Source organism: Sphingomonas sp. GC_Shp_6 (genome assembly GCF_026540835.1).
Lineage (GTDB): Bacteria > Pseudomonadota > Alphaproteobacteria > Sphingomonadales > Sphingomonadaceae > Sphingomonas.
Genome location: NZ_JALNUO010000002.1, coordinates 208317 through 232997, shown reverse-complemented (window position 1 = coordinate 232997; position 24681 = coordinate 208317). Strand labels below are relative to the sequence as shown.

Genomic DNA, 24681 nt, shown 5'->3' with positions numbered 1-24681 from the left:
GGGCGGGTCGGCGGTCCTGGCCGCCGACCCCGTCCAGCAAAAAGGCGTGCCTTGGGAAAGGCACGCCTTTTTCGTATCCGGTGGCGAAGCCGCCCCGCCTCAGCGCATCGACGCACCCGCGAATGCGGCGGCAACGGCGGCGCGCATGGGCTTGGGCCGGAAGCGATCGTCGTACAGCGTCGGCCGGCGCCGGGCGCCGTCACGCCGCGGCTCGAATCCCTCGATCCAGCTATAACGGTCGCAAAGGCCCCAGCAGAGCACGTCGCGCAGGCTCCGATAGCTCAGCGTCAGGTCGAGATAGGCGCGTGTATAATCGGCGACCCCCTGGTCGCGCATGGCGATATCGGCCGGGAGGCCGTTGTCGCGCACGTCGAGTTCGGTGACGAGCAGGGCATAGCCCATCTGCGTCACCGCATCGAGAAAATGGCGCCACTCGCCCTGCTGCCGTCCGACGGTGGCCCCGATATCCGGCCCTTGCGTGACGAGATGGGACTGGATGCCGAGCGCATCGACCGGCGTGCCGCGACGGCGGAACCCCTCGAGCAGCCGCAGCACGCCCGCGCGGTGCGCCGCATTGCCCGGCTCCCAGCTCATATAGTCGTTATACACGAGCTGCGCGTGCGGGGCGGCGGTGCGCGCGGTGTGGAAGGCGAGATCGAGCGTCGGCTCGGGGCCGCCCATCGCGCGCGACAGCGCGGTATCGTACAGCACCCCGTCCGCCGGCCGTACCGCTTCGTTGACCACGTCGTAGCTGCGGATGCGCGTGCCGTAGCGGCCGAGAACGGTCTGGATATGCGTGGTGAGCAGCCGCTCGGCTTCCACCCGCGGTCGGGCGCCGAAATCATAGTCGTTCAGCCACTGCGGAAACCATTTGGGCTGATGCCACAGCAGGTTATGCCCGCGCACCGCCAGCGCATGCCGCTCCGCCCAGCCGAGGATCGCGTCGAACCGTTCGAAGGCGAATGTCGTCGGGGTCGGGCGCAGCCGCTGCCATTTCATCTCGTTCTCGGCAACGATCAGCCCGCATTCGGCCTCCACCAGCCGGGCATAAGCGGGGTTGGCGAACGACCCCGCATCGGCGCCGGGCGCGCTCCAGTTCACCGCCGATCCAAACCGCATCCCCCGCGTGCGGGCGATCGCATCGAGCGACTCGGGCGACGGGGCGGCAGCGAGTGGGGCGGCGATGCCAGCGACGGCCGCGCCGGTCGCTCCGGCCAGCATGTCGCGCCGCGTGATCCGATCCATCGACGATCCTCTCTGTATTATTGATATCGCTATCATTGTTCTGGCGCCGGCCGAGGTCAAGCAGCCGAACGCACGGCCGACACCCGATTTTTCGCCGGCCACGGCACGGCGCTGGTAAGTCGGACGGCCGCGCTTATGCTGGTGCGATCATGACCAGCATCGACCGCCGCCAGTTCCTCGTCGCCACGGCCGCAACGGCGGCCGTTCCCGCTTCCGCCGCGTCCGGCGGTGGCGTTACGGCGACTTGGGCGGCCCTCGCCGCAGCGTGGCGCTGCCCCGACTGGTTTCGCGACGCCAAGTTCGGCATCTGGGCGCATTGGTCGGCGCAGTGCGTGCCCGAGCAGGGCGATTGGTATGGCCGGCTGATGTACCAGCAGGGCCACCCGATCTACGACCATCACCGGCGTACCTATGGCCATCCCGCCGATACCGGGTTCATGGAGATCGAGCATCGCTGGCGCGCCGAGGCTTGGGATCCGGCGTATCTCGTTCGCCGCTACAAGGCGGCGGGTGCGCGCTATTTCGTCGCGCTCGCGTGCCATCACGACAATCTCGATACCTTTGCCAGCCGGCATCATGCCTGGAACACGACGCGCGTCGGCCCGAAGCGCGACATCGTCGGCACCTGGGAGCGGATCGTGCGCGCCGAGGGGCTGCGCTTCGGCGTCAGCAATCACGCGAGCCACGCCTGGCATTGGTGGCAGACCGCCTATGGCTATGACCCCGAAGGGCCGCGCGCGGGCGAGCGCTACGATGCGTTTCGCCTGACCGCCGCGCAGGGCAAGGGGCTGTGGTGGGAGGGGCTCGACCCGCAGGAACTCTATACCGGCGCGAACATGGCGGCGCCCGCCGGCCTCGCCAATATCGCTGCGATGAACGCGTGGCATGACGCGCATGACGGCAAATGGCTCGAGACCGTGCCGCCGCGCAATCCGGCCTTCGCCGCCAAATGGCTGTTGCGGCAGAACGACCTGGTCGACCGCTACCGTCCCGACCTTGTCTATTTCGACGATTTCGGGCTGCCGTTCGGGCAGATCGGGCTGGATGCGGTGGCGCATTATTATGCGGGGGCGATCGCGGCGCAGGGTCGCGCGGACGTGGTGCTGACCGCCAAGCAGCTCGATCCCCTCCAGCGCCGCGCGATAACGGAAGATATCGAACGCGGCTGGAGCGATCGGCTACGGCCGGAGCCGTGGCAGACCTGCACCTGTATCGGCGACTGGCATTACAACCGTGCCCGTTTCGAGCAGAAGAGCTATGTACCGGCCAAGCAGGTGATCCAGCGGCTCGTCGATACGGTGGCGAAGAACGGCAATCTGCTGCTCTCCATTCCGGTGCGGGGCGACGGCACCATCGATAGCGAGGAGGAGCATATCCTCGACGGCATCACCAGTTGGATGCGGACCAATGGCGAGGCGGCGATCCATGGGTCGCGGCCATGGACGGTCTATGGCGAGGGGCCGACGGTGGTGGCGGGCGGCATGTTCAGCGAAGGCGCGGTGCGTTTCGTGCCGCAGGATGTGCGGTTCACCGTCACGGCTGGCGCGCTGCACGCGATCCTGCTCGAATGGCCCGAGACGCCGGTCACGGTGACGGCGCTGGCCGGCCGCCGCGTCGATCGGGCGACGCTGGCCGATGGTCGCCCGGTGGCGGTGCGCCCGGTCGCCGGCGGCCTCGAACTGACGTTGCCGGGCGCACGGGCGGGCGAAATGGTGCCGGTGGTCCGGCTGGACGGTCCCGGCCTCGCCTGACGCTACCGTCCCACCACCGTCACCAGCGGTGCCAGCGCCTGTCCGGTCGGCAAACGCCCGCTCGCGGTGAGCCGCCCGTCCGCATCGTTCCATATCAGCGTCGTTGAGCGGCCGCCGCCGTGCCGATACGCGTTGCTGGTGCCATCATCGTCGTACAGCGTGAAGCGCGCGTCGCGACCGGGATAGACGCGCACGCGCGCCAGCGGTTGCGCGGTCGCGGTGCTCGGCACGGGCACGCCGATCGGCACGATCGATCCCGCGCGGACGAACAGCGGGATGTGGCCGATCGGCGCCGCCGCCGTGATCCACGCGCCGCCGGTATGGCGTTCGTCGGTCCACCAGTCATACCAGTCGGTCCCCGCGGGAAGATAGACGCGCCGCTCGGTCGCACCCTGCTCGGTGACCGGCGCGACGAGGAAGGCGGGGCCGAACATATATTCGTCCGTCAGCGTCTTGGCGGTCGTATCGGCAGGGAAGTCCATGAACAGCGCGCGCATGAACGGTGCGCCGCTCTCGAACGTCGCGTGCCCGAGCGCGTAGAGATAGGGAACGAGACTGTATCGCAGCTTCAGGATGTTCGCGAGGATGGGCTCGGCCGCGGCGCCATAGTCCCACAGCGCGGTGCCGGGCCGCTGGCCATGGATGCGCAGCGTGGGGGTGAAGGCGTTATACTCGAACCAGCGGACGAACAGTTCGGGATAGTCGCGATAGGAGGGCGCCATTGCGGTCGCCCCGGCGGGATCGACCAGCACCGGATGCTGCGCCGCCGGGCCGTTCGGCCATTGCCAGCCGCCGGTGTCGCTAGACCAATAGGCGATGCCGCTTGCCGTCATGCCCAGCCCCGCCGGCACCTGGCGCCGGAGTGCGTCCCAGGTCGACTGCACGTCGGACGACCAGAACAGGCAGCCATTGGCCTGCGCGCCCAGATAGGCGGCGCGGCACAGGATCAGGTTGCGGAAATCCGGCCGATCGCGCGCCGAGCCGTCGGCGACGGCGGCGGTGTGGAGCAGCGGAAAGACATTGTGGTAACGATCGCCCGATCCGATCGCGTAGAAAAAGCCGTCGGGCACCAGATCGGGCTCGGTCTCGTCGAGCCACGCATAGTCGAAGCCCTGGCTGAAGATATTGTCGCGGATCTTGCCCCAATACCAGCCGCGCGCGTCGGGGTTGGTCGAGTCGATCAAGCCGCCCGCGCGGTCGGAACGGACGGGCAGACCGTCGACGGGCTTGCCCTCCTTGTCCTTCAGCAGCCAGCCCTTGGCCGCGAGATCGTTGAAATAGCGGCTTTCCTTTTCGAAACGCGGCCAGATGCTGACGATGCTGCGCATCCCCGCATCGTGGAGGTGCCGGTTCATGCCCGCGGGATCGGGAAAGGCGGTGCGATCGATGTCGAGCTGGCCCATCCGCGTCCAGTAGAACCAGTCGAGCACCATCACGTCGAGCGGCAGGCCGCGTTTGCGATAGCCATCCGCGACGGCGAGGAGTTCGCCCTGCGTCTCGTAACGGGCCTTGCTCTGGATCAGCCCGAACGCGGCCTTGGGGGGCAGCGGCGTTCGTCCCGTCAGCCGGGCATAGCCGGCATAGAGTTCGTCCGCCGTTCGGCCCGCGACGACGAAGAACGACACGCGCTCCCCGACGTTCGACTGGAACCGGGTCGCATCGTGCAGGCCCGGTGAGACGGTCGTGGCGGACGGATTGTCCCACAGGATCGCATAGCCCTTGTCCGTCACCATGAACGGCACGCACACCGCCTCGCCGGCCGGGCGATCATAATCGTGGCGGCAGTCGATCGTGCGGCCGCGCAGATCCAGCCCCCCGTCCTGATATTGGCCGAGGCCGTAATAATGCGTGTCGGGGGTGTCGGCGAAGGCCGCGCCGACGCGGAAACTATGCTCGCCCGCGACGTCGTGCGGCGCCATCTCCCAGCCGGTCATGCGGGTGAGGGGGCGGCCATCGGGTAGCGACAGGTCGATCGCGACCGGCGGCAGCGACGGCGCGAAATAGCGCTCCATCTGGCTCGGCGGCTTGGGCCAGGGCTGCGCGGCGACGGTTACGCGCAATCCCGCCGCGGCGAACACGTCGCCGGTCGCATCGGCGCGGTGCGTCCAGCCGGCGGCATCGGGCTTGCCGGTGATGCCATAGCCAGGCGCGCTTTCCGCCAGTGCCCGCTCGGTCGCGATCGTCACGCGGACGATCCCCGGGCCATAGGGCTCGATCGAGACCATCGCGCCGTTGCGGTCGAGCGTGGCGAGCGGGGCGGCGCCCGCGCTGGTCGCGAGCAGCAGCGCGGCGACGGCGAGCAGGCGCCTCATCGGGCCAGCGCCCGCTGGATCGCCGCTTCCGCCAGGGGCCGCATCACGGCATAGCCCGCCGCGGTCGGATGCACGCCGTCGCTGGCGAGGCCGGGCTTCATGCCGCCCTCGGGCGTGGCGAGCACGGGATGGTAATCGATCCAGACGAACCCCTCGCGCGCGGCATAGGCGGCGATCCAGCGGTTGAGCGCGGCGATCTGCGCCACCGGCCGCTTGTCCTTCGCCCAGGGAAAGGCGGCGGCGGGCGGGATCGAGGCGAGGATCACCCGGATGCCATGCAGCCGCGCGAGTTCGGCCATCGTCGCGATATGGCCCTCCACGGTCTCGATCGTCGCCGCGCCGGTGTTGCCCGCGATGTCGTTCGTGCCGATCATGATGTGGACGGCGCGGGGGCGTAGATCGATCACGTCCTGACGGAAGCGCACGAGAAGCTGCGCGCTCGTCTGGCCGCCGATGCCGCGATCGACGATCCCGTGCGTGAAGAAGCCGGGATCCGCGCCGATCCAATTGTCGGTGATCGAATCGCCGGCGAACACGACGCGCGGCCGTTCCCTCAGCGCGGCGTTGGCGGCGGCGTAGCGGCATAGCTGGCCGAAATCGCGGGTCAGGTCATGAAGCTGCTGTTCTGCCCATCCGACCGCGGCATGGGCGGGGCAGGGCTGGGCGACGATCCCGACCGGCTCCCCAGCGAACGGGTCGCCCGCCGCGCTGACCTGCGCGGCAGCGGCGGACAGGGGGACCAGCGGGGCGATCAGGGAGGCTGCGGCCAGCGCAGCGATCGGACGTATCATCGGCATCGTCATCCTCGTCACGGCGCTTTTCCTTCGGCCCGCGGCCTCGCGGTCGGGTGGGCGCGCGGGGAATCGCGCGCCCATCGGTCTCAGAAGCGGTTGAGCAGATTCTCCAGCCATTCCTGCCGGCCCGAACGGGGCTTGGGATCCAGCCCGCGCGCGATCGCCAGATCGGCGATCTCGGCGAGGCCCGTGCCGTCGGCATGGATCATCCGGCCGAGTTCACCGTCCCATCCGGCATAGCGCTCCTTCTTGAAGGCGTCGATCCGGCCGTCCTCGATGATCGCCGCGGCGTTCAGCAGCGACTTGGCGACCGCATCGATGCCGCCGATATGGCCGTGGAACAGGTCGACCGCGTCGATCGACTGGCGCCGCACCTTGGCATCGAAGTTGAACCCGCCGGTGGTGAACCCGCCGGCGCGCACGATCTCCAGCGTCGCGCGCGTCAACTCCTCGACCGAATTGGGGAATTGGTCGGTGTCCCAGCCATTCTGGTAATCGCCGCGATTGGCGTCGATCGACCCGAAGATGCCGAGCGCGGCGGCGGTGGCGATCTCATGCTCGAACGTGTGGCTGGCGAGCGTCGCGTGGTTGGCCTCGATGTTGACGCGCACCTCGTTCTCAAGGCCGTAGCGTTTCAGGAAGCCGTACACCGTCGCCGTGTCGAAGTCGTACTGGTGCTTGGTCGGCTCGAACGGCTTGGGCTCGATCAGGATCGCGCCGGTGAAGCCGATCCTGTGCTTGTGCTCGACCACCTGCGACAGGAAGCGGCCGAGATTGTCGAGCTCGCGCTTCATGTCGGTGTTGGTCAGCGTCTCGTAACCCTCGCGGCCGCCCCACAGCACGTAGTTCGCGCCGCCGAGCCGATGCGTCGCCTCCAGCGCGGCGCGGACCTGCATCGCGCCCCAGGCATAGACCTCGGGATCGGGATTGCTGGCGCCGCCCGCGGCATAGCGCGGATCGCTGAACAGGTTGGCGGTGCCCCAGAGCAGCTTGACGCCGCTGTCGGCCTGCAGCGTTTCGAGATGATCGACCGCCTGGCCGAAATAGCGGCCATATTCGGCGACGTTGGTCGCGTGCGCCGAAACGTCGACGTCATGCCAGCAGTAGAAGGGCACGTCGAGGCGGCGGATGAAGTCGAACGCCGCGGCGCGCTTCATCGCCGCGCCTTCGGGCGTATGCGCATGCGCCGCCCAGGGCCGGTCGAACGTGCCGGGGCCGAACACGTCGCTACCCGGCCAGCAGAAGGTATGCCACATGCACACGGCGAAACGCAGATGCTCGGCCATCGTCTTGCCGAGCACGACGCGGTTCTTGTCGTACCAGCGATAGGCGAGATCGTCGTCGCTGTCGGGGCCCTTGTACGTGATCTGCGGGATGTCCGCGAAATAGTCGGTCGCCATGTGGGTCAAATGCCTTTCGTGTTGGGTGCGATCCGCGGGTACGCGGCGCGAAACTGGTGTTTCTTGGGAGCGAGCCGCGCGATCAGCGTCGGATCGGGTTCGATGACGTGGCTGATCGGCGGCGCCGCGCAGACGCTGGCGGGATCGCCGCCGTCGACCGCGATCTGCGCCAGCCGTGCGGCGCCGAGCGCCGGCCCCACCTCGCCGCCCTCCAGATAGACGAGCGGCGTCTCCAGCGCGGCGGCGATGATGCGGCCCCAATAGGAGGAGCGCGCGCCGCCGCCGATCACCGCGAGCCGCTCGATCCGGGTGCCCGCATCGGTCAGCGCGTCGAGGCCGTCGGCGAGCGCGAAGGCCACGCCCTCGAGCACCGCCTGTGCGAGCCGCGGCGTATCGGTCTCGTTGTCGAGCTGGAGAAAGGCACCGCGCACGGCCACGTCGTTGTGCGGCGTCCGCTCGCCCGAGAGATAGGGCAGGAACAGTTCGGGGCCGCCGGCGGGCCCGCTCGCCTCGGCGCGCGCGAACAGCTCGGCCGCGCCGCTCGTGCCGGTCAGCCGCGCGACCCAGTCGATGCAGGAGGCCGCCGACAGATGCACGCTCATCTGGTGCCACAGCCCCGGCAGGCAATGACAGAAGGCGTGGACGGCGCGTGCGGGATTGGGGCGGAACCCGTCCGTCGCGACGAAGATGACGCCCGACGTGCCGAGCGACAGCAGCGCATCGCCGTCGCGCACCACGCCGACGCCCGCCGCGCCGGCGGCATTGTCGCCACCGCCCGCCGCCACCGGCACCGCGCCCATGCCCCATAGCTCGGCGACCTCGGCGCGCAGCCGGCCGGTGATCTCGGTGCCCTCATACAGGCGCGGCATCTGCGCCTCGCTCATGCCGCAGGCGGCGAGCACCGTGTCGCTCCAGCGCCGCCCGGCGACATCGAGCCACAAGGTGCCCGCGCTGTCCGACAGGTCCGACGCGCGGTCGCCCGTCATCCGCAGCCGGACATAGTCCTTCGGCAGCAGCACGGTCGCCACCTGCGCGAAGACCTCGGGCTCATGGTCTTTCACCCAGAGCAGCTTGGGGGCGGTGAACCCCGGCATCGCGATGTTGCCGGTCACGGCGCGCAGCGTCGGGCAGGCCGCCTCCAGCGTCGCGCATTCGGCGGCGCTGCGCCCGTCGTTCCACAGGATCGCGGGCCGCAGCGGCCGGTCGTCCGCGCCCAGCAAGGTCGCGCCGTGCATCTGCCCGGCCAGCCCCACGCCGCGCACCGCGCGCCGCACCGCCGGGTCGATCGCCTGCACCGCCGCCGTGGTCGCTTGCCACCACGCGTCCGGATCCTGTTCCGACCACAAGGCCGATGGCCGCTGGACGGTGAGCGCGGCCACGCCCTGGCCGACCACCACGCCCGCCGCGTCGAGGACGACCGCCTTGACACCCGAAGTGCCGATATCGATGCCTAGAAACATCGGATCAGTTCACCAGCGGATCGATTGCCGGGATCGTGCCGTCGGGATCGAAGTGAAGTTCGGAGACCTTGACGTTCCTCAGATGGTTCCGGTTCGACATCTGCGTGTCGGCATAGAAGAGCCACCATTTGCCGTTCCATTCGATGATCGAGTGGTGTGTCGTCCAGCCCTGTACCGGCTTCAGGATGTGGCCGCGATAGGTGAAGGGCCCGTAAGGGTTGCTGCCCGTCGCATAGTTCAGGAAATGCGTGTCGCCGGTCGAATAGGTGTAATAATAGAGGCCGTTGCGGCGGAACACCCAGGATGCCTCGAAGAACCGTTTGTCGTGGGCGCCGCCGAGCACGGGCTTGCCGGTCGCGGGATCGAGGATCACCGCGTCGCGCGGCTTCTCCGCGAAGGTCTTCATGTCCGGGTTCATCCGCACGACCTTGCCCGACAGCGCGGGCTGGTCGTCGCGGTGAAGATCGGTGTCGCTGCCGTTGCGATCGAACCGCCCGCTCGCCCAGCGCTGGAGCTGGCCGCCCCAGATGCCCCCGAAATACATGAAGGTGCGGCCGTCCGCATCGGTGAAGACCGCGGGGTCCATCGAGAAGCTGCCGGGAATCGGCGCGGCCTCCGCCTTGAACGGGCCCATCGGGTTCCTGGCGGTCGCCACGCCGATGCGGAAGGTGCCGAGACCGTTCTTGTCGAGCAAACGGTCACGCGCCGGGAAATAGAGATAATAGGTGCCGTTGCGATAGGCCGCGTCGGGCGCCCACATCTGCTTGGAGGCCCAGGGCACGTCCTTCACGTCGAGCGCCACCGGGCCGACCGTGACGGGGCCGCCGATCCGGTCCATGCCCAGCACGCGATAATCGTGCATCGCATATTCGTTGCCGAGATCGTCGTCGGGAATGTCGGTTGGTACGTCGTGGCTGGGATAGACGTAGATCTTGCCGGCGAAGACGTGCGCGGACGGATCGGCGGTGTAGATCTGCGTCGTCAGCGGCTGCGACAGATAATGCCGACCATCGGGTGCCGTCTCGGGCACGGGCTTGCCCGCGGGGGTGAGCGGCGGCGCGGATTGGGCGAGCAGCGTCGCCGCGGGCGCGAGCGTCAGGGCCAGGGGCGCGAGCGCACCGATGGCGCGGCGGATGGTCTGTCGGGGCATCAGTCGGTCTCCTTTCCGGCACCCTTCTGCAGGGGATATCCGGTAGCGCTACCAATAACGTCGCCGGCCGGGCATGCAAGCGGCGTGCGGGAATTGCCCGGTTTTGCGGCCGATTTCTTGCATTGCGCGGGGTGCTCCGTGTAAGGACAGGGTTCCTGTCCGGAGAGCAACCCTGGCGATATCCAAGCCCCGCGGCCGTCAACTCGGCGCGCCGACGATCACCGATGTGGCGCGACATGCCGGCGTGTCGCCGATGACCGTCTCGCGGGTCATCAACGCCGAAACCAATGTTCGCCCCGCCACGCGCGAGATCGTCAACGCGGCGATCAGCGAACTCAACTACGCGCCGAACCAGGCCGCCCGCCGTCTGGCCGGCGCGACCCAGAGCCGGATCGGGCTGCTCTATGCCAATCCCAGCGCAGGCTTCATCGGCGAATTCCTGATCGGCAGCCTCGACGAGGCGACGCGGCGCAACGTGCAGATCGTGTTCGAGAAATGCGAATCCGGCGACCGCGAGGCGGAGATCGCGGCGCGGCTGGTGCGCGACGGCATCGACGGCGTCGTGCTCACCCCGCCGCTGTGCGAGATGCAGCCGGTGCTCGATGTCTTCCAGAACGCCGGCATTCCGGCGGCGTTGCTGGGCACCAGGCGTCATGCCGGCGATCAGCGCGCGGTGGCGATCGACGACCGGCTCGCCGCCTGCCGGATGACGGAGCATCTGCTCGCGCTGGGGCACCAGCGGATCGGCTTTGTCGCGGGCGATCCCAATCTGTCGGCCTCGGCGCTTCGCCTGGAGGGCTATCGCGACGCGCTGGCGACGGCGGGCCTGCCGATCGACGCGGCGCTGATCGTCGAGGGCCTGTATACCTATCGTTCGGGCCTCGAAGCGGCCGAGCGGCTGTTCGCGGTGGCGGATCGTCCGAGCGCGATCTTCGCATCCAACGACGATATGGCGGCGGCGGTGATCGCGGTGGCGCATCGTTACGAGCTGGACGTGCCGGAGGATCTTACGGTCGTCGGCTTCGACGACACGACGCTGGCGACCGCGATCTGGCCGGAACTGACGACGATCCGCCAGCCGATCGCCGACATGGCGCGGCTCTCCATCGAACTGCTCGCCGCCGCGATCCGCGGGGAGCCCATGCCAGCCACGGGAGCGGTCGGCCTGCTCGACTTCACGCTCGTCCACCGCCAGTCCGACGCGCCGCCACGCGATGCGCTCGGCCATCACAGCCGGGCCGGTCGCGTGCCGACGCCGTAGGTTCGCGGAGAGCCCAGCGCTTCAGGCGTGCGGTGCGCCCGCGATCGGCGCCGCGTGGCACGCCGCCAGCCGGTCGCGCATCACCTCCAGCCGCACCGCGTCGATCGCCATCGCGGGATGTCCTTCGTGGCGCAGGAACGTGGCGACTTCGCCGATGGACTGCGCCACGCCGTCGAATTGCTGGAGCGGCCCCGGATGCCGCGCGAACACCACCGGATCGAGGCATAGCTGCATCGCGAATTCCTCGAGCGTGCGCCGCGCCCGGTCGAGTTCGTCGGCGAGCGCCTGCGCCAGGGCGACATAGTCGGGCTCAACCACGGCACATGCCAAGCACCGTCTCCGCGATGTCGCTCGATTTGATCGGCTGCACCGCCATGCCGCGCCCGAGTTCGAGCTTGCCCGACCCGTCCTCGGCGGGGGCGATCGCGCAGGCCCGCGCCGCCCGCAGCGCTGCGGCGCCCTGCTGGCCATCCTCGCCGCCCGCGAGCAGCACGCCGATCGTCTTGGCCGCCGCGCTCTTGGCCAGCGTCGCCATCATCAGCGAGATCGATGGACGCTGCCCGGCAAAGGGCGGCTTGTCGAGCAGGCGGATCGTGCCGCCCGGCCACGCGTCGATATAGACGTGGTGCGTGCCAGGGCGGCAGAAGACGATCATCCCCTGCTCGACCTTCAGGCCATCGCTCGCCTCGACGACGCGCGGTGCCACCGAATCGGACAATTTGGCGATCATGCCGTCCGCCAGCTCGGGCCGCATATGCTGCACCACCATGACCGGGGGCCCGTCGGCCGGCCAGCGCCCCAGCAGGTCGAACAGCGGCTTGGTGCTCGCCACGTCGGCGCCGACGGTCACGATCGTGCCGTTCCACGCGAACGCGCCGGTCGCGGCGGCGCGCTTCGCGGCCGATGCCGACGGCCCGTCGTTCAGTTCGGCGAACCGCTTGGGCGCTTCCTTGATCGTCTTGCTCAGCTTGCCGAACGCGGCCTGCATCTCGTCGGGCGTGGCGCGGGTGGGCTTGGGATAGCAGTCGAGCGCGCCGAGCCGGAGCGCCTCGATCGAGCTTTCCGCGCCCTTGGCCGTCAAGGTGGAGAACATGATGACCGGCATCGGCGCGGTCTCCATGATCTCGGCCAGATAATCGATACCGTTCATGCCCGGCATTTCGACGTCCAGCGTCATGACGTTGGGCTTCAGGTCGCGCACCATCGCGCGCGCCTCCTCCGCCCCGTCCGCCATGCCGACGACCTGGATGTCCTTGTCCTTTTCCAGGATGCCGGCAACCATCATGCGCATCGTCATCGAATCGTCGACGACCAATACTCTGGCTTTGGCCATGTCACATTTCCTTGCGATAACGGGAGTTCACGCGGCTTCGGCCTGGGGTGGAGCGAGGCGTTCCAGATCGAGCACCAGGATCATCCGGTCTTCGACGGTCGCCAGACCGTCGAGCAGCGCGGCCGCCTGGGTCGATCCGACGTCGGGCAGCGGCTGCATGTCCTCGGGGCGGATGGTGACGATGTCGTTCACCGCATCGACGATCACGCCCTGCAACTGCTCGCCGATGCGCACGACGATGATGACGTGGCGTGCGGTGGGATCGGTCAGGCCCCAGCCGAGCCGCATGCGCAGATCGAGCACCGGCAGGACGACGCCGCGCAGGTTGACGACGCCGCGGACATGCGCGGGCACGTTGGGCAGGGGGGTGGCGGGGGACCAGGCGCGGATCTCGCGAATGGCCATGATGTCGATACCCAGCGACTGGTCGCCGAGTTCGAAGGTGATGAGCTGACGGGTCATGGCATGCCTTCCGGTTAGACGAGGACGCGGCGGACGGCCGCATTGAGTTTGGCGGGGTCGAATGGCTTGACGATCCAGCCGGTCGCACCGGCCACGCGCGCGCGCTGCTTCTTCTCGTCGGAGAATTCGGTCGACAGCACGAGGATGGGCAGGTTGGACCAGCGCGGATGCGCGCGCACCGCGCCGATCAGGCCGAAACCGTCCATGCGGGGCATGTTGATGTCGGTGATGACGAGATCGGGCGCGGCCTCGTCGATCCTGTCCATCGCGTCGACGCCGTCCTCCGCCGCGGCGACCGCATAGCCGTCGCCGACGAGCGCCATGCGGAGCAGCGCCCGCATGCTGGGCGAATCGTCGACGGTCAAAATCGTTCGAGTCATGGGGCCGTCCTTCAGAAGAGATCGAGCTCGCCGCTGGCAGCGGCGGCGGGAAGCGGGGCAGGGGGGGCGCGGCGGGTGACCGGCGCCACGGAGTCTTGAACCAGCCGCGCCCGCGAACGGCCGAGCGCGGCCTGGAATTCGAGCCGTCGGGCCGAGCGGCCGCCGAGATCGCTGACGACTAGCGGGATGCGATCCTGCTGGAGGAAGCGCACCGCGAAATCGGCATTGGCCGAACCGATCGCGCGCATGCCGGCATGGAGATTGGCACCGCCGTAGAGATGCGCGCGCAGCCGCTCGCGCCGCGCGCCGTGACGCAGCATCTCGTTGATGAGCAGCTCCATCGCATGGACGCCGTAACGGTGCGCCGCGGCCGGATCGATCGTCTGCCCGGGCTGGGGTTCGCCGAGCAGGAAGTGGTTGATGCCACCGATGCCCGCTTCGGGATCGAACAGGCAGGCCGCGACGCAACTGCCGAGGATCGTGCTGAACATCACCTGCGGATCGGCGGAGACGCCGCGTTCGCCCTGGACGATGCCGACATGGCGGAAGCCATCGCCGCGCAGCGCCGGCTGGCGCTTGGCGCCGGGAAGGGGCGCGGTCATGCCGCCATTCCGATCGCGACGTCGGCGATCCGCGGCAGCGCCAGTTGCGCCTCGACCGCACCGGCGGCGAAGGCGACGGCGGGCATGCCGTAGACGACGCTGGTCGCCTCGTCCTGGCCGATCGTCCGCGCGCCGGACTGGCGCATCTCGGCCAGCCCGGCGGCGCCGTCCGCCCCCATGCCGGTGAGCAGCACGCCCACGGCCGGCAGGCCGAGCCGCGCGACCGAGCGGAACAGCACGTCCACGGACGGGCGATGGCCGCTGACGAGATCGCCGGAGAACAGCCGGATGCGCGGCGCGGCGGCGCCGATCACCTCCATGTGACGCTCTCCGCCCGGCGCGAGATAGACGTGACCTGGCTTCAGGATCATCCCCGTCCGCGCCTCGCAGACGGTGGGCGGGCAGAAACGGTCGAGCCGGATCGCGAAGCTGGCGGTGAACATCGCGGGCATGTGCTGGACGATGACGGTCGGCGGGCAGTTCGCGGGAAAGCCGCCGATCACCTCGAGCAGCGCCTCGACCCCCCCGGTCGAGGCGCCGATCGCGATCAGCGCGGCGCGGTCGCCGGCGCCCGCGCGCGCCGGGCGCGGTTCCGACCGGATGGTAGCGCGCTTGCCCCCGGCGGCGGCGCGGACGACCTGCGGCAGCGTGGCGGTGCCGGGCGTGGCCGTGGGCGAGGTGGGCTTCAGGAAACAGGCGAACGCCCCCGCATCCAGCGCCCGCGCGGTCGTAGCCGCGCCCCGTTCGGTCGCCGAGGACACGATCACCACCGGCATCGGCCGCAGCGCCATGATCTTTTCGAGAAAGGCGATGCCGTCCATGCCGGGCATCTCGATATCGAGCGTGACGACATCGGGATCGAGCGCCTTGATGAGACGCCGCGCCTCGATCGCGTCGGCCGCTTCGCCGACCACCGCGATGCCCGGATCGGCGCGCAGCATCGCCGACAGCAGACCGCGCATCGTGGCGGAATCGTCGACGATCAATACGCGGATCGGTGCGGTCATGCGGTCCTCCGATAGATCGTCTGGCCGACCGGCTCGAACGCCGATGTCGCCGGGCCGATCACGCGTTCGGAATGGCCGATGTAGAGAAAGCTGCCGGGCGCCATCAGCTCCGCAAACCGTTCGATCAGCCGGGCTTTGGTCGGTTCGTCGAAATAGATCATGACGTTGCGGCAGAACACCACGTCGAAACGTCCCTTCATCGGCCAGCTTTCGAGCAGGTTGAGCCGGCGATAGGCGAGCACGCGCTTGAGTTCGGGGCTCATCACGAGTTCGTCCGCCTCTTTGCTCATCCAGGTGCGGCGATAGCGTTCGGGGATGTCGCGCGCCATCGCCACCGGATAGCGGCCGGCCGACGCCGTCGCGAGAACGTGCGGGGCGAGATCGGTGGCGAGGATCGCCACGTCGCGGCTCGCGAGGCGAGTGCCCGCCGCCTTGTCGTCGCCGAGCAGCGTCATCGCGAGCGAATACGGCTCCTCGCCGCTCGAACTGGCCGAGGACCATAGCCGTACCGGACGGCCCCGCTCGGCCTGTGCGATCAGGCCGGCGCGGACATGCGTCGTGAAATGCGCGAAATGATGGTCCTCGCGAAAGAATTTGGTGTGGTTGGTGGTCAGCGCGAAGATCGCCTCGCGCCGCGCATCGGCATCGTTGCGGAGCAGTTCGACATAATCGGCGAACCCGCTCATGCCGCGCCGACGGACGATCTTGGCGAGCCGCGAATAGACGAGCTGGCGCTTGCCGTCGGCCAGCACGATCCCCGAATGCGCATGCGTCATGCGGGCGATGGTGGTGAAATCGGCGGCGTCGAGCGTGAATTCGCCGACCGGGGCGGGGGCGGCGCTCATGCCGCCAGCAGCCGGCTGGGCTCGGCGCGATGGCGGCGGACCAATGTCTCGACGTCGACGATCAGTGCGACGCGCCCGTCGCCGAGCACCGTGGCCCCCGCCAGGCCAGCAACGGGCGCGAAGTTCGTCTCCAGGCTCTTGACCACCACCTGGCGCTGATCCTGGATACCGTCGACCATCAAGATGGCCTGGCCGACATCGGTTTCGACCACCACCAGCACGGCCTCGGTCGGATCGGCGCATGCATCGCCCACCCCCAACAGGCTGCCCACCGGCAGGATCGGCAGATAGGCGCCGCGCACGTCGAGCACGCCCGCATCGGGGCCGAACGCCCGCACGTCGCCGGCCTGCGGACGCAGGCTTTCGACCACATGCGCAAGCGGGATGACATAGGTCTGCGATCCGACGCTGACGACCATGCCGTCGAGGATCGCGAGCGTGAGCGGCAGGGTGAGCGTGAAGGTCGAGCCCTTGCCGAACTTGGAGGTGATGCCGATCCGGCCGCCCAGCGCCTGGACGTTGCGGCGGACGACATCCATGCCGACGCCGCGGCCCGAGATGTTCGATACCGTCGCCGCGGTGGAAAAGCCGGGTGCGAAGATCAGGTTCTCGATCTCCTCGTCGGACATATTGGCATCGGCCGATATGATGCCGCGCTCGATCGCCTTGGCGCGGACGCGCGGCAGATCGATGCCGCGGCCGTCGTCGGACACCGAGATGACGATCCGGCCCGAACGGTGCTCGGCCGCCAGACGGACCAGCCCCTCGGGCGGTTTGCCTGCGATCACGCGTTCGTCGGGCATCTCGAGCCCGTGATCGACCGCGTTGCGGATCATGTGCGTGAGCGGCTCGCCGATGCGTTCGACCACGGTCTTGTCTACCTCGGTCATCTCGCCTTCGACCTGCAGCCGCACCCGCTTGCCGGTGCCGGCCTCGAGCTCGCGGATGATCCGCGGAACCCGGCTGAACACCGATTTCACCGGTTGCGCGCGGATCGACATCGCGCTGTCCTGAAGCTCGCGCGTCAGGTGGTCGAGGTCGGACAGCTCGTCGATCGTGCCCGCGCCGTGCAGCGACAGGCGCTGCGCCAGCATCGCCTGCGTGATGACCAGTTCGCCAACCAGATTGACGAGGCGATCGAGCTTTTCCAGCTCGACGCGGATCGTCGCCGATCCCGCCGCCGCCCTGGCCGCTTCGTCGCCGGCGGCGGAGCGCGGATCGGCCGGTGGCTCCTCCGTGACGGGTGATGGCCGTGCGGCCGGCGCGATCGCGACGGGCTCCGGCTGGAGCACCGGAGCGGGCGCGGCACCGCTCTGGGCATCGCTCGAGGCAGGGATCTCGTCAGCGATCGCAGCAGGCGGCTCGCCCGCCAAGACGGTGATGCGATAGCTGTCGGGCACGAAATCGAACACCGCCTCGATCTCGTCGCGTGCCACGCGGCTGGGGACCGAGATCGTCCATCCGAGATGGCATTCGTCGACCGCGAGCGCGGAGAGTGGCGGCAGCTTCGACAGATCGATATCGACCAGGCTGCCGCCCAGCGCCATCAATTCGCGTAGCAGCGGCAGGGGATCGCCGCCATTGTCGAACGCGCCGCGGCCGGGATGAACGCTGATCGTCCATGGCGCCTCGTCGAGGACCGGCGGTTCGATCGATGCGAGAAGCGAATCCAGATCGAAATCCAGATCGAAATCGGCGGGGCTTTCGGCTTCGGCGGCGGGCGCGTCCCCGTCGTCACCGGCATCGGCGGGTGCCGCGCCTGCCGCGATCGCGGCGAGCCTCGCCAGGACGGCATCGTCTGCGGGCGCGGCGCCGCCGGCCTGCGCGCTGGCGATATGGTCGCTCAGCACGTCGAAGGCGGCGAACAGCACGGCGATCAGGTCGGGTGTCGGCTCCCGCTCGCCGGTGCGCAACAGGTCGAGCACGGTTTCGAGGTGATGCGAGAAGCCCTGAAGCGCATCGAAGCCGAAGGCGCCCGCGCCGCCCTTGATCGAGTGCACCGCACGGAAGATCGTGTTGATCGTCTCCGCATCAGGCGTCGCGTCACGCGCATCGGCGAGGCTGGTTTCGATGGTGGCCAGACCTTCTTCGCATTCCTGGAAGAAGATCGCCTGGATTTCGTCGAGCTGCACGGGCCGATCCTTCAGCGAGCGGAGGCGGGAACGAGCAACTGCTCGGTGCCGATGAGGCGCATGGCATCGAGCAGCGCCTCGCTCGGACGCTCGATGACGAAGGGCACGCCGGCGACGTCCGCGGTCGTGCGGGCGCACAGCAGGAGCTGCAGGCCGGCGACCCCGATGCGTTCCACACCCGCCGCATCGAGCGTGGCGGCGGCGGTCGCGGTGAGAAGCTTATCGGCCAGCGCCACCGCTGCGGCCAGGTCGACAATGGCCGGTAGCACGATGCGGATCATCGGTTGGTCTTTCGAATTTTTGGATCGGGTGGGCCGCGCCACCAAGGGCGCGGCCAAGGCGACGGTCAGAATTTCGACCAGTCGGAATCGTCCGGCTCGATGGCCAGCGCCAGCGCACCGCGGGTGGCGGGGCGTTTGGCGACGATCCGCACCGGTGCGGCGACGCGGCGCGGGGCTGCGACGGGCTGCGATGCCTCGACCGGACGTTCGTCCGCAGCCAGGCGGAAGCGGGCGACATGGCGGGCGAGTTCGTCGGCATCGCTGGCCAGGCTGCGCGCCGCGGCGGTCGATTCCTCCACCATCGCAGCGTTCTGCTGGGTGACGTTGTCCATCTCGCCGACGGCGATATTGACCTGCTGCAACCCCGATGCCTGTTGTTCGGCCGAGGACGCGATCGTCGCGACGAGCGTGCTGATCTCGTTGATCCGCGCCACGATCCGCTCGAGCGACTTGCCGGTCTCGCCGACGAGTTCCACGCCGTTGTCGACCTGCTCGGAGCTGGCGAGGATCTTGGTCTTCACGTCCTTGGCCGCATCCGCGGACCGCTGGGCGAGCGCCCGCACTTCCGAAGCGACGACGGCAAAGCCCTTGCCCGCATCGCCAGCCCGTGCCGCCTCGACACCGGCGTTCAGCGCGAGCAGGTTGGTCTGGAAGGCGATGCCGTCGATCACGCTGATGATCTCCGAAATTTCCTGGCTGGACCGTTCGATCCCGCCCATCGCCGTCACCGCTTCGCGCACGACGCGGCCGCTGGCCTCGGCGTCGCCCTTGGCTTCGCCCACCACGGTGTTGACCCGCGCGGCACCCTGCGCGGTTTCGCGCACGGTCGAGGTGATCTCGTCCATCGACGCCGCGGTTTCCTCCAGGCTCGCCGCCTGCTGTTCGGTGCGGTGCGACAGATCGTCGGACGCCGCGCTGATCTCGGACGACGCGGTGCGGATGCCGCTCGTGGAGCGGGTCACCGCAACGAGCGCGTCGCTCAGCGCATCGACCGCATGGTTGTAATTGTGGCGAAGCTGTTCGTATTCGGCCGGGAACGTCTCGGTGATGTGCCCGCTGAGATCGCCGTCCGCGAGGCGTTCCAGCCCGGCGCCGAGTGCGGACACGATCACCTCCTGCGCGGTACGTGCCTCGGAGACGGTCTGCGCGTGGTCGCGGAAGACCGAAAGAGCCTTGGTCAGCCGGCCGATGCAATCGCGGTGCTCGGTGAACCGGATCGCGCTGCTGAGATCGCCCGCCGCGAGCGCCTCGGTACGAACGACCGTGGCGACATACGGGTCGGAAATGGCCTTGCCGCTGAACAGTGCGGTCGCCATGGTGAGCACGGCCACGACACCGCTGAGAGCCATATAGCGGTAGAGTTCGCTTGGCGGCGCCAGTGCGGCGAAGTAGGTGGTCGCCATCCCGCTGAACGCGGCGATGGTGTAGATCGCGAACAACACCCTGAATTTAACGCGAATAGGCGCGTCGTTCTTGAACCAGCTCAACATGCTCCGTCCCTCCTCAAACCAGAAAGCCCGGCAGCCTTTTCATCGATGCTGCCATGCTGCGTGGGTTCTTCATCGGCGGAGAAAGTTAATGACGGGGTAAGCTAGTAAAATAATTCCGAAATGGGATAGATTTTGTTCCGTTTTGGGTTAATCTCGCATGATAGCACCGGTGGAGGACCCTGAGCGGCCGCGTTAACCGCCCGATTACGGGCGCTATGCCGGGTCGAAAGCATCCCTCACCAGGCCGGTCATGAGCTTGCGAAACCATTGGTGGCCGGGATCGAGGCGATAGCGCGAGTTCCAGAATGCGCAGAGTTCGAAATATTCCTCTGTTTCCGGAATCTCCACGATGCGCATGCCTAGCGTGTCGACGGCGACCGACGCGATCGCTAGGGGCGTGACGGTCAGGCATCCGGTGGCGAGCGCGAGCCCGGGGAGCACCGAAAACTGCGCTACGCCGGCTTCCATCGCCATGTTGGACGATCCCAAGAGCGTCACCAGGGTCTCCTGTTCCTCGCCCACCAGCGCGCGCGGTATGCGCATGCCGAAGCGGGGGGCAGCCAGGAACTCCGCCCGCGAGCGGGGCGGTCGTGCGGCGAACGGGTGGTCGGGGCCGACGACGGCAACCAGCTTGCTTCTCGACACGCGTTCGACCTCGATGATGTCGTCCAGCGCCGGCGAGTAGCTGACATAGGCGATGTCGATCCGGCCCTGTCGCAACTCCTCGTGCAATTTGGCCCCCATCGCGCCGAACCGAACGGTGATGTTCGGTGCATCCCGTGCCAGCGCCGTGCGCAGGGGGGCGACGACCTTCAGCGCAAGATGATCCGCCATGACGACCACGAACCGGCGGCTCGTCCGCTCGGGCGACCAGGCCTTGGCGAGTAGCGCCTGTTCGAGATCGTCGCACGCCAGTTCCAGGAGCGGCAGCAATCGCTCGGCGAAAGGCGTTCGCACCATCGCCCGCCCATCCTTGATGAGCAACGGATCGCTGAACATCGTCCGCAATCGGGCCAAGGCGTTGCTAGCGGCGGGTTGCGAAAGCCCGACCCGGCTTGCCGCACGCGTCACGCTGCGTTCCTGCAACAACGCCCGCAAAACAGGCACCAGGTTCAGATCGATCGCGCGAAGACCCTTGCCCATCCATCCACCCGCTGAATGCCATTTGTATGATTTATCAACTTCCGACGATCAATCCAAATCGGATACGATATCCACGTATATGACCGGAGTCGGACAGCCTGAGGCCATGATATTGCTTGTGAGCCATCATACAACGCATTGTTTTCCGGAAGTTTCGATCGCGATGATCCGGGTGACGATCGAAGCGTTCGTCTCATGACCGTGCCCATGTCGGCCGGGCCGAGCTGGGCGCTCAGCGTCCTGCATTGCGGAATGCCCGAAATACAGCCGAGCGATTCGCTGGCTCTTGTCTGGGCGGACAGCGCGCTTGCGATCACGCGTGACGCGGATCGCTCGGAAATGATGGCCGGCGATCTGATGCTGGTCGACCGGCGAGAACCGTTCCGATGTTCCGCAAGCGTCGACGACTGGTCGGCGCGCATGCTCGATTTCGGCGACCGGAGCCTCGAGCAAAAGGTCGTTCGAACCACAATGGCTCTGTGGCGCCCGTTGGACGGCCGGTCCGCCATGGCGAGCGCGATCCGCAACACGTGGCTTTCCATCCACGATTTCCGCGCCTCCGGGCAGCGCGCAAGCGAGTATCAGGCGATGGATCTTCTGACGCAAACCGTCGTGACGCTGGCACAGGGAACGGGCGATGCGCCGCCGAGTCGCTATGCGATGGGCCTGCTCGGCCGGGCCAAGGCGATCGTCCGGACCGACCTGTCCAATCCCGATCTCGGCGTGCAGATGATCGCCGATCGACTCGGCCTGTCCACGCGCCGCGTCGCCGCGATCTTCTCCGCCGAATATATCACCCCCACCGCCTTCATCACGGCGGAGCGGATGAAGGCCGCCCAGGCGATGTTGACCGATCCCCTTCATCCCAAGCGACGGATCGAGACGATCGCATGGGCTTGCGGCTACCGGAACCACAACCATTTCTGCCGAGTCTTCAAGGCACGCCATGGCGTGTCGCCCTCGACCTATCGAAGCGCGGCGCAGCCGGACTGACCGCCCGGCCCGAACGGGATCGTCACGGCGGTGCGGGATCGCGGCCCGCGCCGCGTTGCCGATCGGTCGTCGCTGCCGCTAAGGCCGATCGGCATGGCGCGCCGACTCCGATCCGTCTCGAAACAGGGACGCCGCCGCCGTCGGCGCCGGCACGATCGGTCGGCCGAACATTGGCTGCTGCTGATCGGCATCGTCCTCGTCATCGCGGCGGTAGCGGGGTCGATCGATCCGTCGCGCTGGTGGTCTCGCCCTGCGCCGTCGCCCGTGACCGCGCCGCCGCTGACGATGGCCGAGGCGCGCCGCTCCAATGCCGCGGTGCCGATCGAGGCGGCGCGGCGCGTCCAGGCGCGGCCCTTTGCGTTTCACGGGGGGCCGGCCGAGCGCGCGCAAGCGGTGGATTGCCTCGCGACCGCGGCGATCTACGAGGCGGGCGCCGATCCGCGCGAGCAACGCGCGATCATCCAGGTCGTGTTGAACCGCGCGCGCACCGCGGGCTTTCCCAGAACGGTCTGCGGCGTCGTCTATCAGGGGGCGAACCGCACCACCGGCTGCCAATTCTCGTTCACTTGCGACGGATCGCTGGTGCGCCGGCCGGAGCATAATGGCTGGGCCGCCGCCCGGCGTGCGGCGAAGCGGGCTTTGGCTGGCTATGTCTTCGCCGATGTCGGCCGCGCCACCAACTATCACGCCGACTGGATGGTGCCCTATTGGCGCGGATCCCTCGTGAAGGTAGCGCGGGTGCGCACGCATCTCTTCTACGTGCGGCGGCGCGCCTCGACCGATTGACCGCCGGCGATGACGCTCGCTCTATTGCGCGGCCGGATCGTCGTTGCCGCCGCCGCTGGAATCGTGATCGTAATCCTCCGTGCCGGTGCCGCCGCCGGCCCCTGCGCCGCTGCCATGAACCTCGCCGGTCTTCTCGTCGACATAGGCGCGCCGGCCGGCATCGCTCGGGATGTCCTCGCCCGGCAGGGCGTTCGGGGTCGCGGGATCGGCCTGGCGGTTGGCACGACTGACGCCCACCTCGACATAGCGCGGTGTCTCATGGGTCTGGCGATCATCCTCTTCGCCCGAATGATGGCCCACGGTTCCATCGCCGTTGCCGTGCAGCAGGCGGTCGGCATCGGTATCGGGTCGATGGTCGGTCATGGGCGGCTCCGGTTTTTATCCACCCAACGGGAACGCGCGGGTGCGGCGGAATGTCCCGCCGTCACGTCGCCTTCAGCCGGCCCGCGCTGGCGGCCGCCGCGACGAGGCCCAAAGCCGCCGCGACGGCGAACGGGATCGCGGTCGCGGGACCGGCCACGCGGAACACGAACGCCACCGCCACCGCGCCGAGCGTCTGCCCGCACAAGCGCGCGGTCGCCAGCATCCCGGCGGCGGCACCGCTCCGTTCGGCGGGCGCCGATCCCATCATCGTGCGGTTGTTGGGCGATTGGAACAGGCCGAAGCCGATCCCGCACAGCCCGATCGCCAGGACGAGCGCCGCCGTGCCCGCGGACGCCGGCATCGCGGCGATCCCACCGAATGCGCAGGCGAGCACGACGAGGCCGATGCCGCCGAGCAGGCCCGCCGGCACGTGCTCGACGAGCCGCCCTGCGACCGGCGCCGCCACCGCGATGCCGAGCGGCAGTGCGGTGATGGCGAAGCCCGCCTGCGCATGGTCATAGCCCCAGCGCGACTGGAGATAGAAGGGCAGCGATACCAGCCCGATCATCTGCGCGGCGAAAGCGAGGATCGATGCTGCATAGGACAGGCCCAGCAGCGGCGTGCGGATCAGGTCCAGCGGGATCAGCGGATCGCGCTGCGACCGCGCGATCCGCAGCAGCGGGATGCCCGCGCCGATCCCGATGGCCAGCGCCAGCCCGCTTTTCACCGAAAACGCCTCGTGTGCGACGCTGGCGGCGAACGCGAAGAGTGCGGCGAAGGTGATCGCCGCGAGCAGCGCGGACTGCCAGTCGAAGCGACGGTGCTGGCGCGGCGGCGTCGGCAGCGCGGCCAGCCCGATCGCGAGCGAGGCGAGGCCGAACGGCACGTTGATCGCGAACAGCCAGCGCCACGATCCGAGCGCCAGCACGATCGCGGCGATCGACGGCCCCGCCGCCGCCGAGATCGCGACGACCAGCGCGTTGAGGCCGATCCCGCGGCCGAGCCGCGCCTTGGGATAGGTGAACCGCACCAGCGCGCCGTTGATCCCCATGATCGCCGCCGCGCCGAAGCCTTGCGCAAAACGCGCGGCGGCCAGCCAGGTGAGGCTGCCGGCGAACGTGCAGGCGATCGATGCCGCGACGAACAGGACCAGCCCGACCGAATAGACCCGGCGATAGCCCAATATTTCCCCGAGCGAGGCGACCGGCAGCAACAGCATGACGATCGCGATCTGATAGGCGTTGACCACCCAGATCGACGAGGCGGGGGACGCGCCGAGATCATGCGCGATCGTGGGCAGGGCCACATTGGCGATGGAGGTGTCGAGCACCGCCATCACCATGGCGAGCCAGATCGACGCCATCGCCCAGTAACGGCGCGGCACCGGCAGTCCGTCGGCGAGCGGGGGGAGGGATTCGGTGGGGCTATTCACCCGATGACGCTGACACGGCGGCAGGCAAAGCGGAAGACGCGATCCGATCGCACGCCGCG

Annotated in this window: 23 protein-coding genes; 4 read left to right on the top strand and 19 right to left on the bottom strand. The window is 68.5% G+C overall.

Translation table 11 applies throughout. From position 1 onward, the window contains the following. Positions 1-99: 99 nt before the first annotated feature. Positions 100-1245 (bottom strand): endo-1,4-beta-xylanase, encoded by a 1146-nt coding sequence (locus tag OXQ95_RS03790; RefSeq protein ID WP_267379803.1) that lies wholly within the window; start codon positions 1243-1245, stop codon positions 100-102. A 149-nt stretch (positions 1246-1394) separates the two neighbouring features. On the opposite strand from OXQ95_RS03790, the gene OXQ95_RS03785 reads away from it, so the two are divergent. Next, positions 1395-2996 (top strand): alpha-L-fucosidase, encoded by a 1602-nt coding sequence (locus OXQ95_RS03785; RefSeq protein ID WP_267379800.1) that lies wholly within the window; start codon positions 1395-1397, stop codon positions 2994-2996. A 2-nt stretch (positions 2997-2998) separates the two neighbouring features. Here OXQ95_RS03785 and OXQ95_RS03780 read toward each other — a convergent pair whose 3' ends face one another. The 5 genes from OXQ95_RS03780 to OXQ95_RS03760 form a co-directional block, all read right to left on the bottom strand. Further along, on the bottom strand, positions 2999-5308 hold the full coding sequence (locus OXQ95_RS03780) for a TIM-barrel domain-containing protein (protein WP_267379797.1): 2310 nt from the start codon (positions 5306-5308) through the stop codon (positions 2999-3001). After that, on the bottom strand, positions 5305-6078 hold the full coding sequence (locus OXQ95_RS03775; protein WP_267380082.1) for a GDSL-type esterase/lipase family protein: 774 nt from the start codon (positions 6076-6078) through the stop codon (positions 5305-5307). The genes OXQ95_RS03780 and OXQ95_RS03775 overlap by 4 nt, the downstream gene beginning before the upstream one ends. A 110-nt stretch (positions 6079-6188) precedes the next feature. Next, a complete protein-coding gene (gene xylA / locus OXQ95_RS03770; RefSeq protein WP_242096273.1) occupies positions 6189-7502 on the bottom strand; it encodes a xylose isomerase in 1314 nt (437 codons plus the stop codon). A gap of 5 nt (positions 7503-7507) precedes the next feature. Further along, positions 7508-8962, bottom strand: a complete 1455-nt coding sequence (gene xylB / locus OXQ95_RS03765) for a xylulokinase (protein WP_242096049.1) — start codon at positions 8960-8962, stop codon at positions 7508-7510. 4 nt (positions 8963-8966) lie between these two features. Then, positions 8967-10112 carry a glycoside hydrolase family 43 protein gene (locus tag OXQ95_RS03760; protein WP_267379792.1) on the bottom strand — a complete coding sequence of 382 codons (1146 nt, stop codon included), beginning with the start codon at positions 10110-10112 and terminating at the stop codon, positions 8967-8969. Positions 10113-10338: 226 nt separating this feature from the next. Here OXQ95_RS03760 and OXQ95_RS03755 point away from each other — a divergent pair, with 226 nt between their 5' ends. Continuing rightward, entirely contained in the window at positions 10339-11373 is a 1035-nt protein-coding gene (locus OXQ95_RS03755; protein WP_267379790.1) for a LacI family DNA-binding transcriptional regulator, read from the top strand. 21 nt (positions 11374-11394) lie between these two features. Here OXQ95_RS03755 and OXQ95_RS03750 read toward each other — a convergent pair whose 3' ends face one another. The 11 genes from OXQ95_RS03750 to OXQ95_RS03700 form a co-directional block, all read right to left on the bottom strand. Continuing rightward, on the bottom strand, positions 11395-11691 hold the full coding sequence (locus OXQ95_RS03750; protein WP_267379787.1) for a hypothetical protein: 297 nt from the start codon (positions 11689-11691) through the stop codon (positions 11395-11397). Continuing rightward, positions 11684-12706, bottom strand: coding sequence for a chemotaxis protein CheB (locus tag OXQ95_RS03745; protein ID WP_267379784.1), 1023 nt, complete (start codon positions 12704-12706; stop codon positions 11684-11686). Before OXQ95_RS03745 ends, OXQ95_RS03750 begins: the two co-directional genes overlap by 8 nt. 27 nt (positions 12707-12733) lie before the next feature. Beyond that, positions 12734-13168 (bottom strand): chemotaxis protein CheW, encoded by a 435-nt coding sequence (locus OXQ95_RS03740; protein WP_242096054.1) that lies wholly within the window; start codon positions 13166-13168, stop codon positions 12734-12736. Between the two features lie 14 nt (positions 13169-13182). Further along, positions 13183-13548 (bottom strand): response regulator, encoded by a 366-nt coding sequence (locus OXQ95_RS03735; RefSeq protein ID WP_242096055.1) that lies wholly within the window; start codon positions 13546-13548, stop codon positions 13183-13185. Positions 13549-13559: 11 nt separating this feature from the next. Further along, complete coding sequence (locus OXQ95_RS03730; RefSeq protein ID WP_242096056.1) at positions 13560-14150, bottom strand: chemotaxis protein CheD; 591 nt, start codon at positions 14148-14150, stop codon at positions 13560-13562. Then, positions 14147-15157, bottom strand: coding sequence for a chemotaxis response regulator protein-glutamate methylesterase (locus OXQ95_RS03725; protein ID WP_267379774.1), 1011 nt, complete (start codon positions 15155-15157; stop codon positions 14147-14149). The genes OXQ95_RS03730 and OXQ95_RS03725 overlap by 4 nt, the downstream gene beginning before the upstream one ends. Beyond that, a complete protein-coding gene (locus OXQ95_RS03720) occupies positions 15154-16002 on the bottom strand; it encodes a protein-glutamate O-methyltransferase CheR (protein WP_267379771.1) in 849 nt (282 codons plus the stop codon). Before OXQ95_RS03720 ends, OXQ95_RS03725 begins: the two co-directional genes overlap by 4 nt. After that, the gene (locus OXQ95_RS03715; RefSeq protein WP_267379768.1) at positions 15999-18134 is read right to left on the bottom strand and encodes a chemotaxis protein CheA; all 2136 of its coding nucleotides are present in this window, start codon (positions 18132-18134) and stop codon (positions 15999-16001) included. Before OXQ95_RS03715 ends, OXQ95_RS03720 begins: the two co-directional genes overlap by 4 nt. An 11-nt stretch (positions 18135-18145) precedes the next feature. Then, positions 18146-18415: an STAS domain-containing protein gene (locus tag OXQ95_RS03710; RefSeq protein ID WP_242096060.1), complete on the bottom strand. Its 270-nt coding sequence runs from the start codon at positions 18413-18415 to the stop codon at positions 18146-18148. 65 nt (positions 18416-18480) lie between these two features. Further along, positions 18481-19905: a methyl-accepting chemotaxis protein gene (locus OXQ95_RS03705; protein WP_267379766.1), complete on the bottom strand. Its 1425-nt coding sequence runs from the start codon at positions 19903-19905 to the stop codon at positions 18481-18483. A 213-nt stretch (positions 19906-20118) separates the two neighbouring features. After that, positions 20119-21048, bottom strand: a complete 930-nt coding sequence (locus OXQ95_RS03700) for a LysR family transcriptional regulator (protein ID WP_267379763.1) — start codon at positions 21046-21048, stop codon at positions 20119-20121. 195 nt (positions 21049-21243) lie between these two features. Between OXQ95_RS03700 and OXQ95_RS03695 the strand changes: the two genes are divergently transcribed. Together OXQ95_RS03695 and OXQ95_RS03690 are read left to right on the top strand one after the other, a co-directional pair. After that, positions 21244-22041: a helix-turn-helix transcriptional regulator gene (locus OXQ95_RS03695; protein ID WP_267379761.1), complete on the top strand. Its 798-nt coding sequence runs from the start codon at positions 21244-21246 to the stop codon at positions 22039-22041. A 93-nt stretch (positions 22042-22134) separates the two neighbouring features. Next, positions 22135-22827: a cell wall hydrolase gene (locus OXQ95_RS03690; RefSeq protein ID WP_267379758.1), complete on the top strand. Its 693-nt coding sequence runs from the start codon at positions 22135-22137 to the stop codon at positions 22825-22827. Between the two features lie 21 nt (positions 22828-22848). Here the strand turns inward: OXQ95_RS03690 and OXQ95_RS03685 are convergent, their stop codons facing one another. Then, on the bottom strand, positions 22849-23190 hold the full coding sequence (locus OXQ95_RS03685; protein ID WP_267379756.1) for a hypothetical protein: 342 nt from the start codon (positions 23188-23190) through the stop codon (positions 22849-22851). Between the two features lie 61 nt (positions 23191-23251). Beyond that, complete coding sequence (locus OXQ95_RS03680; RefSeq protein ID WP_242096066.1) at positions 23252-24622, bottom strand: MFS transporter; 1371 nt, start codon at positions 24620-24622, stop codon at positions 23252-23254. Between the last annotated feature and the right edge of the window lie 59 nt (positions 24623-24681).